Below are 17,367 nucleotides of genomic sequence, written 5' to 3'. Positions count from 1 at the left end.
CGCCAGCAAGCTGGCGCCTACGAGAGCGGTGTGGTGGTCTGTGTTGGTCAGGTATCCGTAGGCGCCAAGGGGACGGCCTGCTCGCTGACGATAATGGGAAATGTAGGATTGTCGGATCGCGAGCAAGCTCGCTCCTGCAAGAGCAGTGCGGTATGCCGTGGGTCTGCGAACGGGACTGAGCGGTGGAATGCCGGATCATTCGGCCCCCTGAGCGGCATCGTCTTCTTCACCGTATTCGGTTTCAAAGGCCTGCGCATCGAGACCGCGCATTTCGCGCAAATAGCGCACCAGCACCGCTACCGAGCCGTGGGTCACCATCACCCGTTCGGCGCCGGTCTGTTCGATGGCCCAGAGCAGGCCGGGCCAGTCGGCATGGTCGGACAGCACGAAGCCGCGATCGACACCGCGCCGCCGTCGGGTGCCGCGCAGCATCATCCAGCCACTGGCGAAGGCGTCGGCATAGTCGCCGAAACGACGCATCCAGGTGCTGCCACCGGCCGACGGCGGCGCAAGGATGATGGCCTGCTTCAAGAGAGGGTCGCTTTTCTTCAGGTCGCCCGCATAGACGGTGGGGGGCAAATAGATGCCACCCTCACGGTAAACCTTGTTCAACGGTTCCACCGCACCGTGGAGCACGATCGTGCCGATGCTTTCGTCAAGCCCGTGCAAGATGCGCTGCGCTTTGCCGAAGGCATAGCAGAACAGCACGCTGGGGCGGCCTGCCGCAGCGTTAGCCCGCCACCAGTCGTTGATCTCTCGGAATACCTCGGTTTGCGACGGCCACTTGTAGATCGGCAGGCCGAAGGTCGATTCGGTGATGAAGGTATGGCAGCGCACCGGCTCGAAGGGCGCGCAAGTGCCATCAGGCTCGACTTTGTAGTCGCCTGAAGCGACCCATACCTCGCCTTGATATTCGAGGCGCACCTGGGCCGAGCCCAGCACATGTCCGGCTGGATGGAAGCTCAAGCGGACGCCGTGATGCGTGATCGACTCTCCATAGGCCAGCGTCTGCAACGGCATGTCGGCGGCGATGCGTGAGCGCAGAATGCCTTCGCTGTCGCTGGAGGCCAGGTAATGACCCATGCCCCACCGCGCATGGTCGCCGTGGGCATGGGTGATGACGGCACGGTCGACCGGGCGCCAAGGATCGATGTAGAAATCCCCGGGCGGGCAGTAGAGGCCTTCGGGGCGGGCGACGACAAGGTCCATTACATACAGGCACTTTGAGGGCTTGTAGCGTTGGAGCCCGGCGTAGCGCTGCGAGTTCGCTTGGGGTGACGCTGGTGGGCTAAAGCCCACGCTACGGCGGCGTGCGCACCAAGCTTCAGCGTTACCGTATGGACGGCGATGGGTAGGGTGGGCCGGGCGGCGTTCCGCTTCAGCCCACCGCCTGGATACGGGCGATCATTCCTGCAGTTTGATATGCGAGGTATCTGGCACGGGCGCATCGCTGGCGCGGCGCCGTTCAGCCAGATCGCTGCCGACCGGCGCCAAGCTGAATTGCGACAGGTCGACGGCCGGCGGTTGCGCTGCTGGGCGAGCGTCCTGCAGGTCGGCGCCCACGGGCGCGATGCCAAAATCTGGCGCCTCGACATCGACGAAGGCGGCCATGTACTCGTCGCGGGGGGTTACCTTAAGCGGCTGCGGCGATGGCCCCGAGCCGGAAGCAGCCGATGGCTGCGGTGCGGCGGCAGGCGCTTCGTCAGGTGGCGGGGCAAGGACGATCTCCTCGACCTCCACCGGCATCGGCCGGACCTCGGCGACGGCACCTGCACGGGCCATGGCCTGGCGGTATTTCTCGACACTGGCATGGTCGAGGTCCTGCTTGATCACGATGCGGCGGCCGGAAAACAGCGCGGCAATCCGCTTGGCATCGGCCTGAAATAGCCGGGCCAGGTTGGCCTCGACCTGCTCCAGGGTGGCGCCAGGCGCGAGCTCGCCGGAGAAAGCGATTTCGTAGCGACTCATGAAGGGGTTCCTCGTTTGGCGAAGCCTTTGCCGCAGATACTAGCCGTTCCTGCGTTGTCTCGGACAAGGCGCCACGGCTATACGCGGGGAAATTGAATGAAATGAGGCGGGGCTGGCAAAACCACCGCTGTGCTCTTGCCTTCGCTCACTTCGCGCCCCGTACATAGCTCATGGCAGGGGCGCGAAGAGGGCGTCGATATCGCTCTGCTGCACATCCCAGTCACCGTCGACGTTGCCCTCCAGTACGCCCGCCGCCAGTTCGGCCTTGCGCCGCTGCAGTTGCTGGATGCGTTCTTCGACCGTGCCGCGGGTGATCAACCGATAGACGAACACCGGTTTGTCCTGCCCGATGCGGTAGGCGCGGTCGGTGGCCTGATTTTCCACGGCCGGGTTCCACCAAGGATCGTAGTGGATCACGGTGTCGGCGGCGGTGAGGTTGAGGCCGGTGCCGCCGGCCTTCAGGCTGATCAAGAACAACGGGACTTCGCCGGCCTGGAAGCGATCGACCGGGGTGCGCCGGTCGCGGGTCGAGCCAGTCAGCTTCACATAATCGATGCCGCGCTTATCCAGCGCTTGCTCGATCAGTGCCAGCATCGAGGTGAACTGTGAAAACAGCAGCACGCGCCGGCCTTCGTTGAGCATGCCGGTCAGAATTTCCAGCAGGCTGTCGAGCTTCCCGGAGCTGCTGCTGCGCGAAGGGGCGGCTGGCTCGTTCTTGACCAGGCGAAGATCGCAGCAGACCTGGCGCAGTTTCAGCAGGGCCTCAAGGATGACGATCTGGCTGCGTGCCAGTCCCTTACGGTCGATCTCGTCGCGAACCTTGCTGTCCATGGCGAGACGGACGGTTTCATAGAGGTCGCGCTGGGCATCGCTGAGTTCCACCCAGTGGATGATTTCGTTCTTCGCGGGCAATTCCCGGGCAACGTCTTCCTTGTGCCGCCGCAGCAGGAAGGGCTTGATTCGCGACTTGAGGTGGGCGAGCCGATGCAGATCGCCGTGCTTTTCGATCGGCGCACGGTAGCGGCGGGCGAAACTCTTGGCATCATCCAGCCAACCGGGCATCAGGAAGTCGAACAGCGACCAGAGTTCGCCAAGGTGATTCTCCAGCGGCGTACCGGTGAGACACAGCCGTTGGCGTGCGTCGAGCTGGCGTATCGCATGGCCGGCCTTGCTCGATGGGTTCTTGATGTTCTGCGCTTCGTCGAGGATCAGTACGTGGAATGGTTGATGCTGCAGTGCGTCGACATCGCGCGGCAGCAGGGCATAAGTAGTCAGCAACAGATCATAGTTGCCGAGGTGGGAAAACAGCTGGCGCCGTGACGGACCCTGAAGCGCCAATACGCGCAAATCTGGCGCAAAGCGCGCTGCTTCGTCCTGCCAGTTGGGAATCAGGCTGGTGGGCATCACGACCAGCGCCGGACGGTCCAGACGCCCGGCCTGCTTCTCTAACAGCAGGTGGGCAAGGCTCTGCAGCGTTTTGCCCAGCCCCATGTCGTCACCCAGAATGCCACCGGCACCCAGTTCCCGCAGGGTCTGCAACCAGTTGAGACCCTGCAGCTGATAAGGCCGTAGTTGTGCCTGCAGACCCAGCGGCGGGCTCACGGTCACGCGTTGCAGATTCTGCAGTCGGTCAGCGAATGCACGTAGCGCCTCGCCGCCTTGCCATTCCATCGGCAGCTCGCCGAGCCCGGCCAGCCGAGCCGCGTCCCCATGGCCCAGGCGCAGGCGCGAATCCACTGGCTGGTCGTGCAGGTAGAGTTCGCTGAGCGTGGTGAGGATTGGTTTCAAGCGCCCATACGGCAGCGCCACCTGCAGCGGATGGCCGTCACTACGACGTAGTTGGTCGAGCTGCACCCGCAGTTGATCATTGTCACTGTGCTGTTTCAGGCTTTCGGGACCGAGCAGCTCCGGACTTTGGCGGATCAGCTTGAGCAGCACCGGCAGCAGACTGATGCGCTGGCCATCGACAACAATACCCAACTCCAGTTCGAACCAGTTCCGATCGTCCGATTCGTGGATGTTCGCGAACCAAGACTGGACCGGCGTCAGGTCAAACAAAAAACCTGGGGCGATCTCGATTTCCCAGCCCTGGGTGCGCAGTTGCGGCAGGATCTCCTGGACGAAACGCAGCCAGCCATCGTCATTGGCCAGCTGATACATCTCCGCCGAATCCTTAGGCAGGGCCAGGCTTTGACGCAGTGCCGGGCGAAAACCGAATTGCTCGAGTAGCTGTCGAAACGCCTGCTCCGTCTGTGGCTGGCGCCGGAAGATGATGACTTCTTCGTTGCGCAGATGCCGTACCGGCTCACCGTCGCGCTTGCCGTGCACCAGGGCGTCGTCGTACCGAAAACTGAGGCCGGCCCGATGCTGGTATTCGCGCGCCATGCGCTGATTGCCTGGCTGGTAATGAGCCGCCAGATGGCTGCCCAGACTCAACTGCGGAACTGGGACGATCGGGCCGAGGTGGCGTTCGGGACGCGGAGGAAGAGGCGGAGCCATATGCGCAGTGCTCCGTCGTCAGGAGGGCTCGCTCAGCCAGCCGAGGCTATGCTGAGCGAGGTCGCTGAATTTGCCGGGTTCGATGCTATAGCCATTCGCCGGGCTGAAATATGGGGCAGGCTCGCCGTGCGGTGATTGCAGCCGCTGCGATCCGTTCAGGCGCACTGCATCCGGCGCCTGATCGCCAGGCACCGACTGCCTGGCCGGCGGCGACGAAGCCTGACGAAAGGGGACCCTTTTCGCCCGATACAGCTGCTCTGCCAATGCTGCTGGCGATACCAGCAGCGACAGCAGGGCGAAACGGGACAACCACTGCATACGCTTCCTTAATTTCGTTGCGCGTCTTCGATTACTTTGAACCGGCCGCGAGCCGCTCCAATAGAGCTTCCAGGGTGTTGAAGCGTTCCTCCGCCCGTTCCATGGGTACCTGAAACTTGAATACGGTAGCGCCTTCGAACTTGTAGCGGTTGGGCTGGCTCTGGATCAGCTTGATCAGTGTCATCGGATCGACACTGGTGTCGGCGGCGAACTCGATGCGTCCGCCTTGCGGGCCGGCATCGATCTTGGTGATGCCCAGGCTCGATGCCTGCAGCTTGAGCAGCGTCAGCCTGACCAGATGCTTGGTCGGCTCGGGCAGCAGGCCGAAACGGTCGATCATCTCCACCTGCAGTTCGCGCAGACCGTTCTCGTCAGCGGCGTTAGCGATGCGCTTGTAAAGGATCAGCCGCGCATGGACGTCCGGCAGGTAGTCTTCGGGGATCAGTGCCGGTACGCGCAGGTTGATTTCCGGGCCGCCGCCTAGCGGCTGGTCGAGGTTCGGCTGCTCGCCTTTCCGGATCGCCTTGACCGCACGCTCGAGCATTTCCATATAAAGGGTGAAACCGACGGCCTGGATCTGTCCACTCTGGCCGTCACCCAGCAGCTCGCCGGCCCCGCGAATTTCGAGATCATGGGTGGCGAGCACGAACCCGGCACCCAGATCCTGCGCGTTGGCGATGGCTTCCAGGCGCTTTTCGGCGTCCGGGGTCATGGCCTTGCGTGGCGGTGTTAGCAAATAGGCATAGGCCTGGTGGTGGCTACGCCCGACGCGCCCGCGCAACTGGTGCAGCTGGGCCAGACCGAACTTGTCGGCGCGTTCGATGATGATGGTGTTGGCGCTGGGCACGTCGATGCCGGTCTCGATGATCGTCGAGGCGATCAGGACGTTGAAGCGCTTGTGGTAGAAGTCGCCCATCACCTGTTCCAGTTCACGCTCGCGCATCTGCCCGTGGCCGACACCGATCCGCGCTTCTGGCACCAGCTCGGCGAGGTCGGCGGCGCACTTCTCGATGGTCTTGACGTCGTTGTGCAGGTAGTAGACCTGGCCGCCGCGCAGCAGCTCACGCAGCAGCGCCTCCTTGATCACCGAGTTCTGCTGCTCCATGACGAAAGTGCGCACCGACAGCCGACGCGCCGGTGGTGTGGCGATGATCGACAGGTCGCGCATGCCGGCCACCGCCATGTTCAACGTACGCGGAATCGGCGTGGCGGTAAGCGTGAGAATATCCACCTCGCTGCGCAGGGCCTTTAGCTGCTCCTTCTGGCGCACGCCGAAACGGTGTTCCTCGTCGATGATGACCAGGCCCAGGTTGGTGAACTTCACGTCATCCTGTAGCAGCTTGTGGGTGCCGATGAGGATGTCGACCTTGCCTTCGGCCAGCTCCTGCACCGCGCTCTGGATTTCCTTGGCGGACTTGAAGCGGCTCATGACCTCGACCCGCACCGGCCAGTCGGCGAATCGGTCGCGGAAGCTGTTGTAATGCTGCTGCGCAAGCAGGGTGGTGGGTACCAGCACGGCGACCTGGCGACCGCTGTGAACCGCGATGAAAGCGGCGCGCATGGCTACCTCGGTCTTGCCGAAGCCGACGTCACCGCAGATCAAACGGTCCATTGGTTTGGGCGCAAGCATGTCGCTACGCACGGCTTCGATGGCGGCTTGCTGGTCCGGCGTTTCCTCGAACGGGAAGCCGGCGCTGAAGGTTTCGTAATCGAGCTGGGGATCCTCGAAGGCATAGCCCTCGCGCGCGGCGCGACGGGCGTATATGTCGAGCAGCTCGGCGGCGACGTCGCGCACCTGTTCGGCGGCCTTGCGCTTGGCCTTCTGCCAGGTTTCCGAACCCAGCCGGTGCAACGGTGCCAGGGCATCGTCGCTGCCGGTGTAGCGCGCGATCAGGTGCAGGCTGGCCACCGGTACATAGAGCTTGGCCTCCTCGGCGTACTGCAGCTGGAGGAATTCGGCAGCCTGACCTTCGATTTCCAGCGTGACCAGCCCTTGATAGCGACCGACGCCATGATCGATGTGCACCACCGGTGCGCCTTCGCGCAGCTCGGTAAGGTTTTTGATGACGTTCTCGCCAGCGTCGCGACTCTTCTCACGGCGCCGACGTTGCATGATTCGCTGGCCGAACAACGGGCTCTCAGCGATCAACGCCAGGGCCGGGTCTTGCAGCAGGAGTCCGTCATCCAGCGGGGCGATAGCGATCGCCAGGCGCTCCTGGCTCTCGACGAACTGCGGCCAGCCAGCCACTTCCTGCGGACGCAACTTCAACCGTGCCAGCAGTTCCAGCAGCACTTCGCGACGCCCGGCGGACTCAGCGGTAAAGAGCACGCGGCCAGGAAATTCATCGAGGAAACGCCGCAACGCACCCAGCGGCTCGCTGGCCTTGGCGTCTATGGCCAGTTCGGGAAAGCGGCTGGCGGGAAATCTCTCGCGGCCGATACCGGTTTCCACGTCATCCTGGCTAGCCACTACGCGTGGCCAGGATTTCAGGTGAGCGAAGCAATCCTCCACCGGCATGAACAGCTCGGCGGGTGGCAGCAGCGGCCGCTCGGGATCGACGCGGCGCTCCTCGTAACGATTGCGCACGTCTTTCCAGAAATGCTCAGCAGCCTGCTCGATTCCCGGCAGTGAGAACACCTGGGTGTCCTCTGGGAGGTAATCGAACAGCGTTGCTGTCTCGTCGAAAAACAGCGGCAGGTAATACTCGATGCCCGCCGGCGTGATGCCGGTGGACAGGTCCTGGTAGATCGGGCAACGACGGAAGTCCACATCGAAGCGCTCACGGAAGCGGGCGCGAAAGCCGGTGACCGACTCCTTTTTCAGGGGAAATTCACGGGCTGGCAGCAGGCGGATCGACTCTACCTTGTCGATCGATCGCTGGTTCTCTGGATCGAAGGTGCGCAGCGTTTCGATCTCGTCGTCGAACAGGTCGATGCGGTAGGGCAGGGCGCTGCCCATGGGGTACAGATCAATCAGCGCGCCGCGCACGGCGAATTCGCCGTGTTCGTAAACCGTGTCGACGCAGCGGTAACCGGCCGCCTCCAGGCGCAGGCGCATCTGCTCGACATCGAGCTTTTGGCCGATATCCAGTACCAGGCTGGAGCCGAGCAGGAAACGCTTGGGTGCGAGCCTGTGTAGCGCCGTGGTGATAGGAACTACCAGTACGCCGTGGGTCAGCTCAGGAAGCTGATAGAGCGCCGCGATGCGCTGAGAGATGATGTCCTGGTGCGGCGAAAAAACGTCATAGGGCAGCGTTTCCCAGTCGGGAAAGTGCAGGACCGGTAGCGTCGGCGCGAAAAACGCGAGCTCTTCCTGCAGGCGCTCGGCGCTCTGGCTATCAGCCGTGAGAAGAAGGGTGAATCGGTCTGCGTTGCTGGCTGCTTCGGCGATAGCCAGGCTCAGCGCGGCTCCAGGAAGGTTGCCCCAGGTTTGCTTGCCGCTGGCGGCAGGCATGGGCGGAAGGCGCAATACGGACACGAGTGGGCGTGGCTCCGGTCGAAAAATGGACCGCGCGGATTGTAACTATCCGCGCGGGACGCTGTCAGTGTTTCCGCTGCATAGATTGCCGACGCTAGGGTGCGCCGGCATAATGTAGCCACTTTTCTCAGCCCCTACATGTTGGAAGGAACTGCCCGTGACTCAGAAGCCCGACCAGTGTCTTGGTGAATGGATTGATCGAGAAGCCCTCGCCGAAGCGATGATTCCGCTGATTGGTCAGCTGTATCGTAACAATAACGTAGTGACTTCCATCTATGGCCGCGGCCTGATCAATCGTTCGGTCATCGCGCTGCTCAAAGCACATCGCTTTGCCCGCCACCGCCAGGCTGACGAAGCCGAGCTCTGCGTGAACGAGACGCACCAGATCCTCACTACCATGAGTGACATGAACCTGGGTGCTGCCTCCGTCGACCTCGGCAAGGTCGTCGCCAAGTACAAGGCTGAAGGCAATGGCCGCACCCTCGATCAGTTCGTGCGTGACGAGCTGGCCGACGTCGCCGGCAAGCGCAACACCTCGGGCATGCACAAAGGCACTGACGTCGTGCTCTATGGCTTCGGTCGTATTGGCCGTCTGCTGGCGCGCATCCTCATCGAGAAGACCGGTGGTGGCGACGGCCTGCGCCTGCGGGCGATCGTCGTGCGCAGGGGCGCCGAAAACGATCTGGTCAAGCGTGCCAGTTTGCTGCGTCGTGACTCGGTACATGGTCCGTTCGACGGCACGATCCATATCGATGCGGAAAATAACACCATCACTGCCAACGGCAACCTGATCCAGGTGATCTACTCGAACGATCCGTCCTCGGTTGACTACACCCAGTACGGTATCGAGAACGCGCTGCTGGTCGACAACACTGGCAAGTGGCGCGACGCCGAAGGCCTTGGTCAGCATCTCAAGTGCCCGGGCGTTGCCCGCGTTGTACTGACGGCACCTGGTAAGGGCGAGCTCAAGAACATCGTGCATGGAATCAACCATGGCGAAATCACCGCCGATGACAAGATCGTGTCGGCAGCGTCGTGCACGACCAACGCTATCGTGCCGGTACTCAAGGCAGTTAATGATCAGTACGGCATCGTCAACGGCCACGTGGAAACGGTGCATTCCTATACCAACGACCAGAACCTGATCGACAATTTCCATAAGGGCAGTCGTCGTGGCCGTAGTGCCGCGCTGAACATGGTTATCACCGAAACCGGCGCTGCGACTGCCGCCGCCAAGGCATTGCCGGTACTCAAGGGCAAGCTGACGGGTAACGCCATCCGCGTTCCGACGCCTAACGTTTCCATGGCGATTCTCAACCTGAATCTGGAAAAGGCGACGTCCCGCGACGAAATCAACGAGTACTTGCGCCAGATGGCCATGCATTCGGACCTGCAGAAGCAGATCGACTTCGTCAATTCCCAAGAAGTGGTTTCGACGGACTTCGTTGGTTCGCGTCATGCCGGCGTGGTCGATGCCGAAGCCACCATCTGCAGCGATAACCGCGTCGTTCTGTATGTCTGGTACGACAACGAGTTCGGCTATAGCTGCCAGGTCGTTCGTGTGATGGAAGATATGGCCGGAGTCAATCCGCCAGCTTTCCCACGCTAACGCATCGGTCGTATGCAAAACGGGAGCTTCGGCTCCCGTTTTGCATTTCGTCGGAAAAATCCATCGTGCAGGGCCTTCGAGTCGGCCGCGTCAATAGTTAGTTACAGCGAAACGCTTGTCTCTAGTCAAAAAATTGAAAGACCTTGGGTGGTCAGTCACGGGTCGCGACCTCTATAATCGGGCGGATTTCTACCTGGGCCCGCGGCATAGCGTCGCGCTGATAACTCTTCAGTGCGCGTTGTGCAATTCGACTTTAGCCAAGCCGTGTGGCTCGTAAAAAGCCTTTTAAATCAGTGGTTAGCGAACCGATGATCAATATAAAACGTGGGCTTGATTTGCCCATTGCAGGTGCGCCGGCGCAGCGTATCGAGGCTGGAAGGCCCGTGCGAAGCGTCGCCGTATTGGGGTTTGACTACCCCGGCATGAAGCCGACCATGGACGTTCAGGTCGGTGATCGGGTTAAATTGGGACAGGTACTGTTCTCCGATAAGAAGACGCCAGGTGTCGCTTTCACCGCACCCGGTGCTGGCGTCGTCAGCGCCGTCCATCGCGGTGAGAAGCGCGTCCTGCAGTCGGTAGTCGTTGACCTCGACGGCACCGATGAGGTGACTTTCAATCAGTACGATGCCGCCGAACTCGAAGGGCTGAGCGATGCCCAGGTTCGCGAGAACTTGCAGCAGTCGGGCCTCTGGACTGCACTGCGCACGCGCCCTTACAGCAAAGTGCCGGCCATTGATGCCGTGCCCAGCTCCATTTTTGTCACGGCGATCGATACCCATCCGCTAGCCGCCGATCCGGTCATCGTGATTGCCGAGCGTACCGCTGACTTCGAAGCGGGCCTCAAGGTCCTCGGTAATCTCGGCAAGTTGTTCTTGTGCAAGGCTGAGGGTGCCTCGCTGCCGGGCGAGCAGCTCGCCAAGGTAACGACCGAAAGTTTCTCCGGCCCCCATCCTGCCGGTTTGGCTGGTACCCACATTCACTTCCTTGATCCTGTCAGCGCCAGCAAGAGCGTCTGGACCATCGGCTATCAAGATGTGATCGCCATTGGCGCGCTGTTCACCAGTGGCCGCCTGTCCGTCGAGCGTGTGGTAGCGCTTGCCGGACCTGTGGTGGAGAAGCCGCGTCTGGTGCGTACCCGTCTGGGGGCGAGTCTCGACGAGCTGACCGCCGGTGAACTGCAACCCGGCGCCAACCGCGTCGTGTCTGGTTCGGTGCTGGGCGGTCGTACGGCGCATGGTGCCTTCGCCTACCTGGGCCGTTATCACCAGCAGGTTTCCTGCCTGCGTGAGGGCAAGGAGCGCGAGATGCTGCACTACTTGCGTGCTGGTAGCGAGAAGCACTCGATCCTCAACATCTTCATCTCCAAGCTGATGGGGGACAAGAAGTTCGCCTTCTCCACGTCCACCAACGGCAGCCCACGCGCCATGGTGCCGGTGGGGAACTACGAGGAAGTCATGCCGCTCGACGTGCTGCCGACTCAGCTGCTGCGTTCCTTGATCGTCGGCGATACCGAGGTTGCACAGAAGCTTGGCTGCCTCGAGCTGGATGAGGAAGATCTGGCGCTGTGCACCTATGTCTGTGCCGGGAAATATGAATACGGCCCGATCCTGCGGGACAACCTGACTCGCATTGAGAAGGAGGGGTAAGGAATGGGCATTCGCGAATTCCTCGACAAGATCGAGCATAATTTCGAGAAGGGCGGCAAGTACGAGAAGTGGTATGCACTCTACGAAGCCGCGGACACCTTCCTTTATCGTCCCGGCAGCGTGACCAAGACCACCGCCCATGTGCGTGACGGCATCGACCTCAAGCGCATGATGATCACGGTTTGGCTGTGTACTTTTCCGGCAATGTTCTTCGGTATGTGGAACACCGGTTACCAGGCCAACCTGATCTATGCGTCTAACCCGGATCTGCTCGCTGCTCAAGACGGCTGGCATTTTGCACTGATCAGTGCCTTGGCTGGCTTCGATCCCGGCAGCATGTGGGACAACTTCGTTCAGGGCGCAGCGTACTTCCTGCCTGTCTACGCGGTGACCTTCATCGTGGGCGGTTTTTGGGAGGTGCTATTCGCCTCGATTCGCAAGCATGAGGTCAACGAAGGTTTCTTCGTTACATCTGTGCTGTTTGCCTTGACACTACCGCCGAGCATCCCGCTCTGGCAGGTCGCGCTGGGCATCAGCTTCGGTATCGTGATTGGCAAGGAAATCTTTGGCGGTACCGGCAAGAACTTCCTCAATCCAGCCCTGACCGGCCGTGCTTTCCTATTTTTCGCTTATCCGGCGCAGATGTCGGGGGACGAGGTCTGGACTGCGGTGGATGGCTTTGCCAGTGCAACCGCACTTAGCCTGAGCTTCGCTGGGGGTATGGAGAACGTAGTTGCCAGCGGGATCACCTGGATGGATGCTTTCATCGGCACCATTCACGGCTCCCTCGGTGAAACCAGTACGTTGGCCATCTTTATCGGCGGTGCGGTACTGCTGATGACCAAGATCGCTTCTTGGCGAATCGTTTCGGGCGTGATGCTCGGCATGATCGTGCTGAGCTCGTTGTTCAACCTTATTGGCTCCGACAGCAATCCGATGTTCGCCATGCCCTGGTATTGGCACATGGTAGTGGGTGGTTTTGCCTTCGGCCTGATCTACATGGCCACCGACCCTGTGTCGGCGTCCATGACCAATACGGGCAAGTGGGTGTTCGGCATCTTCATCGGCGTCATGGTCGTGCTGATCCGTGTAGTCAACCCGGCCTTCCCGGAAGGCATGATGCTGGCGATCTTGTTCGCCAACCTATGTGCGCCGTTGATTGACCACTTCGTCATTCAGGCCAATATCAAGCGGAGGCTGGCGCGTAATGTCTAGTCAAAAAGAATCCACTGCCCGCACTCTGGTAGTGGCCCTGTTGGTTTGCCTGGTCTGCTCGGTGTTCGTCGCCGGCGCGGCTGTGGCACTACGCCCGACACAGCTGGAAAACCGCCAACTGGACAAGCAGCGCAGCATTCTGGCAATCGCCGGTTTGGGCGAAGCAGGCATGTCGGCTAACCAGGTCAAGGCGTTGTACGGTGACCGCATCGTGGCGAGGTTGGTTAACCTCGAAACGGGTGAGTTCAGTGACGAGTTCGACCCTAATAGCTTCGATCCATTAGTCGCTGCCAAGGACCCCAAACTGTCCAAGGCCCTGCCGAGCGACGAAGACATCGCCTCGATCAAGCGTCGTGAGCGTTATAGCGTCGCCTACATCGTGGAAGAGAACGGTGAGATGGAAACGCTGATCCTGCCTGTGCGCGGTTACGGCCTATGGTCCACCCTTTATGGTTTTATCGCCCTCAAGGATGATCTCAACACGGTCGCAGGCCTGGGCTTCTACCAGCACGGCGAGACCCCCGGTCTCGGTGGTGAAGTCGACAATCCGAAGTGGCGCAGCCAGTGGCAAGGCAAGGAGCTGTTCAACGAGAACGGTGAACTGGCCATTCAGGTGGTCAAGGGCGGTGTCGATCCACAGAGCCCACGAGCTGACCATCAGGTCGATGCTCTGGCCGGCGCAACCCTGACCAGCAATGGGGTGAACAACCTGTTGCACTTCTGGCTGGGCGAAGACGGCTTCGGTCCATTTATCGCTAACCTGCGCGCTGGGGAGGCTTGATCATGTCGCAACCTACTATTAAGGAAGTCCTGTTCAATCCGGTCTTCAACAACAACCCCATCGGTCTGCAGATTCTCGGAATCTGCTCGGCGCTGGCGGTGACCTCCAACCTTAAGACTGCGCTGGTAATGTCCGTTGCGCTGACACTGGTGGTGGCGTTCTCCAATCTGTTCATCTCGATGATTCGCAGCCAGATCCCTGGCTCGATCCGCATGATCGTGCAGATGGTAATCATCGCCTCACTGGTGATCCTGGTTGATCAGGTGCTTAAGGCCTATGCCTTCACTCTATCCAAGCAGCTATCGGTGTTCGTCGGTCTGATCATCACCAATTGCATCGTGATGGGGCGCGCCGAAGCATTCGCCATGCAGAACCCGCCGATGCTGTCCTTCTTCGATGGTCTCGGCAACGGGCTCGGCTACAGCGCCATGCTGATCGCGCTCGGCATCATTCGTGAGCTGTTCGGGGCCGGCAAGCTGATGGGTTACACCATTCTTCCGGTCGTCAATGATGGTGGCTGGTACCTGCCCAACGGCATGATGCTGCTTCCACCCTCGGCGTTCTTCCTGATCGGCCTGTTCATCTGGGGCATTCGCGCCTGGAAGAAAGAACAGGTCGAGAAGCCATCCTTCAAGATGGCGCCGCAAGTCTCGAACAAGGAGGCTTACTAATGGAGCATTACGTCAGTCTGTTCGTCCGCGCCGTGTTCATCGAGAACATGGCCCTGGCGTTCTTCCTCGGCATGTGTACCTTCATCGCGATCTCGAAGAAGGTGGAAACGGCCATTGGTCTGGGTATCGCGGTTATCGTGGTCCAGACCATCACCGTTCCGGCCAACAATCTGATCTACACCTACCTGCTCAAGGCTGGTGCGCTGTCCTGGGCCGGTTTGCCTGAAGTGGATCTGAGCTTTCTTGGACTGCTCAGCTACATCGGCGTGATCGCGGCGATCGTTCAGATTCTTGAAATGACCCTCGATAAGTACGTGCCCAGCCTCTACAACGCGCTGGGTGTGTTTTTGCCGCTGATCACCGTGAACTGCGCCATCATGGGCGGCACGCTGTTCATGGTCGAACGTGATTACAACCTGGCAGAAAGTACTGTGTATGGCGTCGGCTCGGGTCTGTCCTGGGCGTTGGCCATCGCCTTGCTGGCTGGTATTCGCGAGAAGCTCAAGTACAGCGATGTGCCGGACGGCTTGCAGGGCCTGGGTATCACCTTCATCACCATCGGACTGATGTCGCTGGGCTTCATGTCTTTCTCTGGCGTACAGCTGTAAGGACGGGATGAACTGATGAGTTACGAAATTTTCCTCGCCATCGGCATGTTCACCGCCATCGTGCTCGCGCTGGTGGTGATCATCCTCGCGGCCCGTGCCAAGCTGGTTTCCAGCGGCGACGTGAGTATCGAGATAAACGGCGAACGCACCATTACCGTTCCGGCAGGTGGCAAGCTGCTGCAAACGCTGTCCGCGAACAATATCTTCCTCTCGTCCGCCTGCGGCGGCGGCGGTACCTGCGCTCAGTGCAAGTGCATCGTCGAGAGCGGTGGTGGTGAGATGCTGCCCACCGAAGAGTCGCACTTCACCCGTCGTGAGGCGGGCGAAGGCTGGCGGCTGTCCTGCCAGACTCCGGTCAAGGCGGACATGAAGATCGAAGTCCCCGAAGAAGTGTTCGGTGTGAAGAAGTGGGAATGCACCGTGCTATCCAACCCGAACGTGGCGACCTTCATCAAGGAGCTGACGTTGAAGCTGCCGGAAGGCGAGAACGTGGACTTTCGCGCGGGTGGTTACGTGCAGCTGGAATGCCCGCCGCATGAGGTTCGCTACAAGGACTTCGATATTCAGGAGGAATATCGCGGTGACTGGGACAAGTTCAATCAGTGGAAGTACGTATCCAAGGTCGACGAAACCGTGATTCGTGCCTACTCCATGGCGAACTACCCGGAAGAGGTTGGCCTGGTGAAATTCAATATTCGTATTGCATCGCCACCACCAGGCAAGGACGATTTGCCACCAGGCAAGATGTCCTCCTGGGTGTTCAGCCTGAAACCAGGCGACAAGGTTACCGTCTACGGTCCGTTCGGTGAATTTTTCGCCAAGGACACCGAAGCGGAAATGGTTTTCATCGGCGGTGGTGCCGGCATGGCGCCAATGCGTTCGCACATCTTCGACCAGCTCAAACGCTTGAAATCCAAGCGTAAGATGAGCTTTTGGTACGGCGCGCGCTCGATGCGCGAGGCGTTCTACGTTGAAGAATACGATCAGCTGCAGGCGGAGAACGAAAACTTCGAGTGGCATCTCGCACTGTCCGATCCGCAGCCGGAAGACAACTGGGACGGCCCTACCGGCTTCATTCACAACGTGCTGTACGAGAACTATCTGAAGGATCATCCAGCGCCGGAAGATTGCGAGTTCTATATGTGCGGCCCGCCAATGATGAACGCCTCGGTGATCAAGATGCTCGCCGATCTGGGCGTCGAACCGGAGAACATCCTGCTCGACGACTTCGGCGGCTAGCATGACCCACGCGTTACTTCAGCCCGTCATCGTTGCCGCCCTGGCGGCAGCCCTGACGGGTTGTCTGTTTCAGGATAAGGTAGAAAACTTCGGTGGCCCGACCATGGGCAGCACCTACTCGGTGAAGTATGTGGCGACGGACGGGGCGGCCGACAAGGCGCAGTTGCAACGCGACACCGAGTCGATACTCGCCGAGATCGATAAGCAACTGTCGACCTACCGTGCCGATTCGGATATCGAGATTTTCAATACGTTGCCTGCGAACCAGTGCATGATCGTGCCAGACAGCGTGCGTGAACTGGTCCTGGCAGGACGGCGGCTTTCGGACGAAAGCGACGGTGCGCTGGATCTGACCATCGAACCACTGCTCAACCTCTGGGGCTTTGGCCCGCAGGGACGAGGCGAGCGAGTGCCGTCTGCGGAGGAAATCGTCGAGGTTCGGCAGGATGTCGGTCAGCATCATCTTCGGGTCGATGGCGAGCAACTTTGCAAGGACCGGGCTGTTCAGGTCGACTTCAACAGCATTGCGGCGGGCTATGCGGTGGACCAGGTGGCTGCAACGCTCGAGGCCTCTGGTGCGCGCAGTTATCTGGTGGAAATCACCGGGGAGCTCAAGGCTCGGGGGCGCAAACCGGACGGATCGCCCTGGCGCATCGCTATAGAAGCGCCACGGGATAACGAACGGGTTGCCCAGCGGATCATCGAACTGGACGGTTTCGCTGTTTCAACCTCCGGTGATTACCGCAACTATTTCGAGCGCGACGGTAAACGTTATTCGCATACGCTTGATCCGCAGAGCGGTGCGCCAATTGATCATCATCTAGCAGCAGTGACGGTCGTCGATCCCTCGACACTAAGGGCTGATGGGTTGTCTACTGTGCTTATGGTGCTGGGCCCCGAACGGGGGCTGGCATACGCGGCGGAGCGAAAGATTGCAGCGCTCTTCGTCATTCGCGAAGGGCAGGAATTCGTAAGCAGAAGCACCGAAGCCTTCGATGAGCTATTCGGTGCGGGAGCAGAGCAATGACTTGGTTAATCGTTTTTCTCGTCATGTTGTTGGTTGTGTTCGGTATGTCGATTGGCGTGATTATGGGACGCAAGCCCATTGCAGGTTCCTGCGGGGGCATCGCCAATCTGGGCATCGAGAAGGAATGCTCGATCTGCGGCGGTAGCCGCGAAAAATGTGAAGAAGTAAATGCGCAGCCGAGCCAGGACACAAATGCAGATCTCGCGTACGACGCGACCAGACGCTGATAATCGGTGCTGATCCGGCCGGTGGCTTGGGCCGCCGGACTCAGGTTATGCATGCGCAGCGCCGATCCGCTCGTGTTCGGC

The 17,367-nt window shown here is 60.5% G+C and carries 14 protein-coding genes; 9 read left to right on the top strand and 5 right to left on the bottom strand.

The genetic code is table 11. The features are described from left to right. Positions 1-195: 195 nt before the first annotated feature. The 5 genes from H3028_RS09300 to mfd all read right to left on the bottom strand — a co-directional run bounded on the left by H3028_RS09300 (position 196) and on the right by mfd (position 8,263). Complete coding sequence (locus H3028_RS09300) at positions 196-1,209, bottom strand: ligase-associated DNA damage response exonuclease (protein WP_181296733.1); 1,014 nt, start codon at positions 1,207-1,209, stop codon at positions 196-198. Between the two features lie 195 nt (positions 1,210-1,404). Next, positions 1,405-1,968 carry a hypothetical protein gene (locus H3028_RS09295; RefSeq protein WP_181296732.1) on the bottom strand — a complete coding sequence of 188 codons (564 nt, stop codon included), beginning with the start codon at positions 1,966-1,968 and terminating at the stop codon, positions 1,405-1,407. Between the two features lie 168 nt (positions 1,969-2,136). Continuing rightward, a complete protein-coding gene (locus H3028_RS09290; RefSeq protein ID WP_181296731.1) occupies positions 2,137-4,467 on the bottom strand; it encodes a DEAD/DEAH box helicase in 2,331 nt (776 codons plus the stop codon). Between the two features lie 18 nt (positions 4,468-4,485). Beyond that, complete coding sequence (locus H3028_RS09285; protein WP_181296730.1) at positions 4,486-4,785, bottom strand: hypothetical protein; 300 nt, start codon at positions 4,783-4,785, stop codon at positions 4,486-4,488. 31 nt (positions 4,786-4,816) lie between these two features. Next, the gene (gene mfd / locus H3028_RS09280; protein ID WP_181296729.1) at positions 4,817-8,263 is read right to left on the bottom strand and encodes a transcription-repair coupling factor; all 3,447 of its coding nucleotides are present in this window, start codon (positions 8,261-8,263) and stop codon (positions 4,817-4,819) included. A 157-nt stretch (positions 8,264-8,420) separates the two neighbouring features. Between mfd and H3028_RS09275 the strand changes: the two genes are divergently transcribed. The 9 genes from H3028_RS09275 (at position 8,421) to nqrM (ending at position 17,286) form a co-directional block, all read left to right on the top strand. After that, positions 8,421-9,872: a glyceraldehyde-3-phosphate dehydrogenase gene (locus H3028_RS09275; protein WP_181296728.1), complete on the top strand. Its 1,452-nt coding sequence runs from the start codon at positions 8,421-8,423 to the stop codon at positions 9,870-9,872. A 308-nt stretch (positions 9,873-10,180) separates the two neighbouring features. Then, entirely contained in the window at positions 10,181-11,518 is a 1,338-nt protein-coding gene (locus H3028_RS09270; RefSeq protein ID WP_181296727.1) for a Na(+)-translocating NADH-quinone reductase subunit A, read from the top strand. Positions 11,519-11,521: 3 nt separating this feature from the next. Beyond that, positions 11,522-12,733, top strand: coding sequence for an NADH:ubiquinone reductase (Na(+)-transporting) subunit B (locus tag H3028_RS09265; protein WP_181296726.1), 1,212 nt, complete (start codon positions 11,522-11,524; stop codon positions 12,731-12,733). Continuing rightward, entirely contained in the window at positions 12,726-13,514 is a 789-nt protein-coding gene (locus H3028_RS09260) for a Na(+)-translocating NADH-quinone reductase subunit C (protein WP_181296725.1), read from the top strand. The genes H3028_RS09265 and H3028_RS09260 overlap by 8 nt, the downstream gene beginning before the upstream one ends. Continuing rightward, a complete protein-coding gene (locus H3028_RS09255; protein ID WP_181296724.1) occupies positions 13,511-14,185 on the top strand; it encodes an NADH:ubiquinone reductase (Na(+)-transporting) subunit D in 675 nt (224 codons plus the stop codon). Before H3028_RS09260 ends, H3028_RS09255 begins: the two co-directional genes overlap by 4 nt. Further along, on the top strand, positions 14,185-14,793 hold the full coding sequence (nqrE, locus tag H3028_RS09250; RefSeq protein ID WP_181296723.1) for an NADH:ubiquinone reductase (Na(+)-transporting) subunit E: 609 nt from the start codon (positions 14,185-14,187) through the stop codon (positions 14,791-14,793). The genes H3028_RS09255 and nqrE overlap by 1 nt, the downstream gene beginning before the upstream one ends. Before the next feature lie 12 nt (positions 14,794-14,805). Continuing rightward, positions 14,806-16,032: an NADH:ubiquinone reductase (Na(+)-transporting) subunit F gene (gene nqrF / locus H3028_RS09245; protein WP_181297104.1), complete on the top strand. Its 1,227-nt coding sequence runs from the start codon at positions 14,806-14,808 to the stop codon at positions 16,030-16,032. Position 16,033: 1 nt separating this feature from the next. Beyond that, positions 16,034-17,059 (top strand): FAD:protein FMN transferase, encoded by a 1,026-nt coding sequence (locus H3028_RS09240; RefSeq protein ID WP_181296722.1) that lies wholly within the window; start codon positions 16,034-16,036, stop codon positions 17,057-17,059. Next, complete coding sequence (gene nqrM, locus H3028_RS09235) at positions 17,056-17,286, top strand: (Na+)-NQR maturation NqrM (protein WP_181296721.1); 231 nt, start codon at positions 17,056-17,058, stop codon at positions 17,284-17,286. Before H3028_RS09240 ends, nqrM begins: the two co-directional genes overlap by 4 nt. Positions 17,287-17,367: the final 81 nt, after the last annotated feature.

Origin of the sequence: Pseudomonas sp. Q2-TVG4-2 (assembly GCF_013620795.1) — a bacterium.
Classification (GTDB): domain Bacteria; phylum Pseudomonadota; class Gammaproteobacteria; order Pseudomonadales; family Pseudomonadaceae; genus Stutzerimonas.
This window is presented reverse-complemented; position numbering and strand designations above follow the sequence as displayed.